This is a genomic window from Streptomyces sp. MUM 203J (assembly GCF_022414595.1).
Classification (GTDB): Bacteria; Actinomycetota; Actinomycetes; order Streptomycetales; family Streptomycetaceae; genus Streptomyces.
The window spans coordinates 1-4,611 of sequence record NZ_JADWYO010000117.1 but is presented as its reverse complement, the minus strand read 5'-3'; the positions used below and the strand labels follow the sequence as shown (position 1 = coordinate 4,611).

Genomic DNA, 4,611 nt, shown 5'->3' with positions numbered 1-4,611 from the left:
TACCTGGACTCGAACCAAGACTAACTGAACCAGAATCAGTCGTGCTGCCAATTACACCATAGGCCACCGGAACACAACCCCCTGGGGGACTTTGTTCGGCTTGCGCTTCGGGGATCCGGCCTTCCGGCCCGCTCCCCTCGGCGCAGAAAGAACATTACCCGAAGGTGTCCTGGGCTCCAAAACGGGTATCCGCGCGGAGCAGGGAAGGGAGCTGGTCCAGCCCGGTGATCCGGGTCAGCTCGGGCCGTCCGCCCCTCCCCCGCCGGTCCAGCCAGACCCCCATCAGCCCCGCCTCGGCGGCGCCGCGCGCGTCGATGTCAGGCTGGTCACCGACGTACGCGACCTCGTGCGGGGCCAGCCCGAGGGCGGTGCAGGCGGTGTGGAAGGCACCGGGCTCGGGCTTGGAGACGCCGATGTCGGCGGCGCAGACGACCGCCTCGAACCGGTCCCGCACGCCCAGCAGGCGCAGCTTGCGGTCCTGGTTGTGCAGCGACGAGTTCGACAGGACGCCGTGGCGGTAGTCGGAGGCGAGCAGGTCCAGTACGGGGACGGTGTCCGGGAAGAGCTCCCAGGCGGCCTCGTAGTGCGCGATGTAGCGGGTGAACCAGGCGTTGGCGTCCCGGTCCGGGAGCGCGGGGTCGTCGAGGAACGTCCGCACGCGGTCGCGGCGCTGTTCCTCCCAGCCGGTCTCGCCTGCGGAGAAGCGGGCCCAGTGCGTTTCGGTGGCCTGCCGCCAGCGCTTCAGGGCGTCCTCGGCGGAGCCGAACGCACCGGCCAGCCCTTCGGCCCGGAGGTGGCGGCGCATGCCGGCGCGGTCGGCTGTGGCGTAGTCGAAGATCGTGTCGTCGATGTCCCAGAGGACGGCTCGGATGGCCATGACCATGACCGTACCGCCGACAGGCCTCGCGGAAGGGGCCCGGGGATCATCGCCCGGCACGCGCGGTGCCGATGCCCGGAGGCCGGCGCAGACGGCCATGCGGCCGACGGGCACAGGCGGGAAGGCGGCCGCGGCTCGCCCTGGTGGGCCTTCCTCCGCCCCGGCCCTGCCCGGATCGTGGGGGGGGCGCCGCCCCCGCTCCGCCCGCTGCTCAAGTGCCGGAGGGGCCGGATGTCCGCCTCTCCGGCACTTGAGGACGAGCGGTGAAGCCTCGGCCAAGGGGCTTCCGGGGAGGGAAGCCCCCGGTTTCGGCCTACGCCGCGGTCAGCTTCGCCAGGGCCGCGTCGATGCGGTTCAGGGTCTTCTCCTTGCCCAGGATCTCCAGGGACTCGAAGAGCGGGAGGCCGACCGTGCGGCCCGTGACCGCCACCCGGACCGGCGCCTGGGCCTTGCCGAGCTTCAGGCCGTGCTCCTCGCCCGCCTTCAGGACCGCGTCCTTCAGGGACTCGGGGCTCGTCCAGTCCGCCGCCTCCAGCCTGGCGCGGGCGGTGGTGAGCAGGGCCGCCGGGTCGCCCTTCATGGCCTTCTGCCAGGACGCCTCGTCCTCGACGGGCTCGGCCAGGAACAGGAAGTCGACGTTGGCCGTGATGTCGGACAGGACCGTCAGGCGGGTCTGGGCGTGCGGGGCGATCCGCTCCCAGGCCTCGCGGTCGAAGTCCTCCGGCGCCCAGGGGGCGTGCGGGGCCTGGAGCCAGGGCTCGCAGGCCGCGGCGAACGCCTTCGCGTCGAGCATGCGGATGTGGTCCGCGTTGATCGACTCCGCCTTCTTCAGGTCGAACCGCGCCGGGTTCGCGTTCACGTCCGCGATCTCGAACTTCTCGATCATCTCGGGGATCGTGAAGACGTCCTGGTCGGCGGAGAACGACCAGCCCAGGAGGGAGAGGTAGTTGAGCAGGCCCTCCGGGAGGAAGCCGCGCTCGCGGTAGAGGTTCAGGGACGACTGCGGGTCGCGCTTGGAGAGCTTCTTGTTGCCCTCGCCCATCACGTACGGGAGGTGGCCGAACTCGGGGATCGACTTCGCGATGCCGAGTTCGGTCAGCGCCTTGTAGAGGGCGATCTGGCGGGGGGTGGAGGACAGCAGGTCCTCGCCGCGCAGGACGTGCGTGATCTCCATCAGCGCGTCGTCCACCGGGTTGACCAGCGTGTACAGCGGCGCCCCGTTGGCACGGACGATGCCGTAGTCGGGGACGTTGTCCGGCGTGAAGGTCAGCTCGCCGCGGACCAGATCGCGGAAGGTGATGGGCGCGTCCGGCATCCGGAAGCGGACGATGGCCGCGCGGCCCTCCGCCTGGTACGCCGCCGTCTGCTCGGCGGTCAGCTCGCGGCAGTGGCCGTCGTAGCCCGACGGCCTCCCGGCGGCGCGGGCGGCCTCGCGGCGGGCGTCGAGCTCCTCGGTGGTGCAGTAGCAGTGGTAGGCGTAGCCGCCCTTGAGGAGCTTCTCCGCGACGTCCCGGTAGATGTCCATGCGCTGCGACTGGCGGTACGGCGCGTGGGGACCGCCGACCTCGGGGCCCTCGTCCCAGGTGAGACCGAGCCAGCGGAGCGAGTCGAGGAGCTGCTCGTACGACTCCTCCGAGTCGCGGGCCGCGTCGGTGTCCTCGATGCGGAAGACCATGGTGCCGCCGTGGTGCCGGGCGAACGCCCAGTTGAACAGGGCGGTGCGGACCAGGCCCACGTGGGGGTTGCCTGTCGGGGACGGGCAGAACCGTACGCGGACGGGACGGTCGGGGGTGTTAGCCACGCTTGATCACCTTGTTGGTGAGAGTGCCGATGCCTTCGATGGTGACGGCGACCTCGTCGCCGACGGTGAGGGGGCCGACCCCGGCGGGAGTGCCGGTGAGGATGACGTCGCCGGGCAGCAGCGTCATGGCCTCGGTGATGTGGACGACCAGGTCCTCGATGGAGCGGATCATGTCGCTCGTACGACCCAGCTGGCGCTGTTCGCCGTTGACCGTGCACTGGATGGTGAGGTCGCTCGGGTCGAGGTCGGTCTCCACCCAGGGGCCGAGCGGGCAGGAGGTGTCGAAGCCCTTGGCCCGGGCCCACTGCTTCTCGCGCTGCTGGACGTCCCGCGCGGTGACGTCGTTGGCGCAGGTGTAGCCGAAGACGACGTCCTTGACGCGTTCGCGGGGGACCTCGCGGCACATGCGGCCGATGACGACGGCAAGCTCCGCCTCGTGGTGCACCTCCTGGGAGAAGGAGGGGTACTCGATGGCGTCGCCGGAGCCGACCACGGAGGTGGTGGGCTTGAAGAAGGCGACGGGAACCTCCGGGACCTCGTTGCCGAGTTCCGCCGCGTGCTCGGCGTAGTTGCGGCCGATGGCCACGACCTTGTTGGGGAGCACGGGGGGCAGCAGCCGGACCTTGCTCAGCGGGACCCTGGTGCCGCTCAGCTCGAAGTCCGTGTAGGGGATGCCCTTGATGATGTTGAGGACGAGGTCGCCCTCGCTCACTGCCCCGGTGCCACCGGCACCTTCGGCGGCCCGGGCCGCCTCGGTCTTGCCGACCGTTTCGACCGCGCCGAAGGCGACGTTGCCGTCGATGGAGAACCTGGCGATGCGCACGGGTGCCTGTGCCCCCTACTTCCGCTGACTGGAGTCTGACGCTCCAGGCTAACGCGGGACAGGCCCCCGACCTGCCGCATTCCGCCCGCGGTCACGGCACGGACGGCGATGCGGGAGGCGGGCCGGGTGCGTGCCGCGGTCAGTCGGCCGCCAGCACGGGGGCCTGGTGAAGGACGGTCCGACGCGGGTTGGCGGTGGCGGCGGGCAGCTCGGCCATGTGCTCCGGCAGCGCGCCGCGCTCCAGCTCCGCGGCGTCCGCGAGGTGGGCGAGGGTGGTGCGGCGAGGGTTCGCGATGCTGCGGATCGGCGTCGTGTTCATGGGTGGTTTCAGACCTCGGAGATATGGGTGCGCCCTAGTACCGCTGCTGCGACTAGGGGGCGCGTGTGACGGATGGGCCATCCCTGTAAGGCGTCAGGCTAAACATCCAGTTCCCTGTCATTACCGCGAACAGCCACCGCCTGGTGTGTGAGTTTGCTCACCACCCGCGACTTATTTCGGAAAAATCGGACGGCCGAACAGATCGTCGAAACCGGACATCACACCACTGAACCTTCCATTCCGCCGCTGATCATCTCGTCTGGGACACCCTCTACCCGCAAGTACCCCGTGAGCGACTCGTAAGCGAAAGTCCGATTCCTCCGCGATCGCCTTCGACGGCACGTAATGACACACTCACCGCTCGTGACAGCATCGGCGGGGGCACCCGCCGCCCTTGTTGGAGATCCGGCACTGTGCTGGAATCTCACGCACCGCCGCGGAAGGAGAACCGGCGGGCTTGGTGCGAAGAAGCGCCGAGCGGCGGCGGGGAAGGGGGGATTCCGGCGCCGGTCACCCACGATGGAAGGGCGCGTTCCGCGCCCTTGATGAACGCCGACACCGTCCTGTCCGTTCGCGCGGAGGGACGCCTGGTCCAGAGGTTGCGACGCTAGTGCAGGGACGTTTCAAGAGGGATGACAGCGCTGCGGCGGGACAGGAGCCGCGCGGCGGGAACGACCGCGGCACGTCGCCCCAGCACCCCCCGTACCCGGGACCGGCGGCCGCCGGCGACGGCGGCGACCACGCCGCGCGTACGCCCGGTGGGCCGGGCGGCGCCGGGCGTGCGGCAGGCG

General features: G+C 70.4%; 5 protein-coding genes. 1 reads left to right on the top strand and 4 read right to left on the bottom strand.

Annotated features, from left to right (window positions below):
- Window positions 1–154: 154 nt before the first annotated feature.
- From I3F58_RS29015 to I3F58_RS29000, 4 genes are all read right to left on the bottom strand, one after another.
- On the bottom strand, window positions 155–877 hold the full coding sequence (locus I3F58_RS29015) for an HAD family hydrolase (RefSeq protein ID WP_240111692.1): 723 nt from the start codon (window positions 875–877) through the stop codon (window positions 155–157).
- Window positions 878–1,190: 313 nt separating this feature from the next.
- Window positions 1,191–2,678, bottom strand: coding sequence for a glutamate--tRNA ligase (gene gltX, locus I3F58_RS29010; protein ID WP_240111691.1), 1,488 nt, complete (start codon window positions 2,676–2,678; stop codon window positions 1,191–1,193).
- The gene (locus I3F58_RS29005; RefSeq protein ID WP_240111690.1) at window positions 2,671–3,501 is read right to left on the bottom strand and encodes a fumarylacetoacetate hydrolase family protein; all 831 of its coding nucleotides are present in this window, start codon (window positions 3,499–3,501) and stop codon (window positions 2,671–2,673) included. The genes gltX and I3F58_RS29005 overlap by 8 nt, the downstream gene beginning before the upstream one ends.
- A gap of 139 nt (window positions 3,502–3,640) precedes the next feature.
- Entirely contained in the window at window positions 3,641–3,820 is a 180-nt protein-coding gene (locus tag I3F58_RS29000; protein WP_240111689.1) for a hypothetical protein, read from the bottom strand.
- 610 nt (window positions 3,821–4,430) lie between these two features.
- Between I3F58_RS29000 and I3F58_RS29925 the strand changes: the two genes are divergently transcribed.
- Window positions 4,431–4,611: hypothetical protein (locus I3F58_RS29925; RefSeq protein WP_374208061.1), on the top strand; the 181-nt coding region annotated here is incomplete at its 3' end.